The organism is Streptomyces flavovariabilis (assembly GCF_000725785.1).
Lineage (GTDB): Bacteria > Actinomycetota > Actinomycetes > Streptomycetales > Streptomycetaceae > Streptomyces > Streptomyces hawaiiensis.
The window spans coordinates 1-293 of record NZ_JNXD01000106.1; the positions used below are offsets into that span (position 1 = coordinate 1).

Annotated in this window: 1 protein-coding gene; it reads left to right on the plus strand. The window is 68.6% G+C overall.

The annotated features are described in order from the left end of the window. Window positions 1-34: 34 nt before the first annotated feature. On the plus strand, window positions 35-293 hold a 259-nt coding region (locus tag IO24_RS0140120; RefSeq protein WP_420823269.1), incomplete at its 3' end, for a Mu transposase domain-containing protein.

Here is a 293-nt window from a genome sequence, read left to right on the forward strand (position 1 = left end):
CGAACGGCGCCGGATCGGGTCCCGGCCACGGCCGGTGAGCGAGTACTTCGCCGTCGAACGGCCGTTGCTGCAGCCGTTACCGGACGAACCCTTCGAGACGGGGAGGCTGTTCAGCCTGCGGGTGGACCGCTTCAGCCAGATCAGTGTCCGTACCAACCGCTATTCGGTGCCGGTGCGGCTGATCGGCCGGACCGTCCGGGCCATGCTGCACGCGTCCGAGCTGGTGGTCTACGACGGCCAGCAGGAGGTCGCCCGCCATGAACGGCTGATCGCCAAGGGGAAGACCCGGCTTG